At 66.7% G+C, this 2,301-nt stretch carries 2 protein-coding genes; both read right to left on the bottom strand.

The annotated features are described in order from the left end of the window. The coding region (locus tag EOA60_RS29360; RefSeq protein ID WP_164899636.1) for a phosphoglycerate kinase at positions 1-1,041 on the bottom strand (1,041 nt) is incomplete at its 3' end. A gap of 102 nt (positions 1,042-1,143) precedes the next feature. Further along, positions 1,144-2,301 (bottom strand): potassium/proton antiporter (locus tag EOA60_RS29355; RefSeq protein ID WP_128312357.1); only part of this gene is annotated, 1,158 nt, incomplete at its 5' end.

The following is a 2,301-nucleotide window of genomic DNA, read 5'->3' as shown; positions in this document are numbered from 1 at the left end:
GCCTTCCTTTGTGCGGGCTGCCGCATGCTTTGCCGCAGCCACCGTGGCGCGGTCGAAGGGTTCGATCTCGAATGCACCGAGCGGGCCGTTCCAGACCAGCGTGGCAGCGCGGTCGATCCAATCGGCGACGCTCTTCACGGTTTTCTCGCCGACATCGAGGATCATGCCGTCTGCGGGCACGTCGGAGATGGCGACGGTTTGGCTGGCGGCACCCGCCTTGAATTCCTTCGCCACGACGCCGTCGGCGGGCAGAATGATGGCGCAGCCGGCTTCGGCCGCCTCGATCATGATCTGCTTGGCGGTGGAGGCCAGGTCATGCTCGCAGAGCGATTTGCCGACATCGGTACCGCGCGCGGCGAGGAAGGTGTTGGCCATGCCGCCGCCGATTACCAGCGCGTCGACCTTCTTCACCAGGTTCATCAAAAGATCGATCTTGGTCGAGACCTTGGCGCCGCCGACGATGGCCACGACGGGCCGCACCGGATTGCCGAGACCTTGTTCCAACGCGTCGAGCTCGGCCTGCATGGTGCGGCCGGCATAGGCCGGCAGGCGGTGCGCCAGGCCTTCGGTCGACGCATGCGCGCGATGCGCGGCGGAAAAGGCGTCGTTGACGTAGATGTCGCCATTGGCGGCGAGCTTTTCGGTGAAGGCCTGATCGTTCTTCTCCTCGGCCTTGTGGAAGCGGGTGTTTTCCAAAAGCAGGACGTCGCCATCCTTCATGGCGGCAACCGCGTCGGCGGCCTTGTCGCCGATGCAGTCGGAGGCGAAGCCGACCGGGCGGCCGAGCACTTCCGCCGTGGCGCGAGCGATCGGCTCGAGCGAAAATTCGGCCGACGGGCCGTCCTTCGGACGACCGAAATGCGCGAGCAGTATCACCCTGGCGCCTTTGCCGGAGAGCTCGGAAATGGTCGGCGCGATGCGCTCGATGCGGGTGGCGTCCGTCACCTTGCCGTCGGCGACGGGAACGTTGAGGTCGACGCGCACCAGGATGCGCTTGCCGCCAACGGCGCCGATATCGTCGAGTGTCTTGAAGCCGGCCATGGTCGTCCTTTCCGCCAAAAACGCGGCGACCTTACCCGCCACCGGGCACGATGCAAGGCCTGGGCCGCACAGCGCGTGCAAAAATGATGTCGTTGTGTGACGTCAGCTCTCGCTGGCTGATTTTGGCGCCATGGGCTTGGACGTCGTCATTTCGTCCGGCTCGCTTTGAGGAACCTTGCTTGGCGCTGGTTTGCGCCAGCCGCGGATAAAGGCGGCGATGCGGTCGGCGATCTCGCCGGCGCTCAGGAAAACCGGCACGCGCGCCACCGGCGCGGTCGGCTCGAAGGACAGGCCAAGCCCGGTGATCCGGCCCTTCTCGTCGACATCGCGTACGATCAGCTCGATCGGGCCGATCATCACGCGGTCGGCATATTCGGCCTGGCCGCCGAGCCGCTCGGTGACCAGCGCCGCGACGGTGAGCTTCTGTTCGGTCTCGGTGAGGCCGGGCCCATAGGCGGCTTCGAGCTCGGCGGCGGAGCGGGCCGGATCGACGGCAAAGGCGCCAAAGAAGTCGGCATCCTCGGGGTCGACGACGGCGCGGCTGGCGAAGAGCTTGTCGAGCAGGCGCGGATAGCGGTCCGGCACGAAGATGTAGACCTGATCGCCGGCGGCGAGCCGGCCCATGTCCTGGAACCGCATGGAGCGGCCGTCGCGCAGCACCAGCGAAGGCCTCGCCCAGCGCGGGATGCGTTCGCCGCGCGCCACCGGACTACCGGGAGCGACGCGATAGGCGAGCAGCTCGTGGTGAGCCGAGCCCGGCAGCTCGAGCTCGACCTTGTCGAGCGGTCCAAGCCTTGCCGGCACGACGAGGCCGAGACGGCGCGCCAGCGGACCGACGGTCCAGCCCTGCACCACCAGCGAGACCAGCACGATGATGAAGGCGACATTGAAGATGAGGCGACCGTTGGCGAGACCGCCGAGCAGTGGCGTGATGGCAAGCAGGATCGAAACGGCGCCGCGCAACCCGACCCAGGAGACGAAGGCGACCTCCGGACGTGGCAGGCGGAACGGCATCAGGCAGAGCCAGACGGCCAAGGGCCGCGCCACGAAGATCAGGAACAGGCCGAGCAGGATCGCCGGCAGCAGGATCGCTGGGAATTGCGAGGGCGTGGCAAACAGGCCGAGGATCAAAAACATGATGATCTGCGCCAGCCACGACATACCGTCCTGGAAGCGCTTCAGGATGGTGACGGCGCGAATGTCGGAATTGCCGGCGATCCTGCTCGGCCTGTTCCTGATCTTCGTGGCGCGGCCCTTGGC

Origin of the sequence: Mesorhizobium sp. M1A.F.Ca.IN.020.06.1.1 (assembly GCF_004023265.1) — a bacterium.
Classification (GTDB): Bacteria; Pseudomonadota; Alphaproteobacteria; order Rhizobiales; family Rhizobiaceae; genus Mesorhizobium.
Note: the sequence above shows the minus strand (reverse complement) of the source record. Positions and strands in the feature narration are given on the sequence as shown.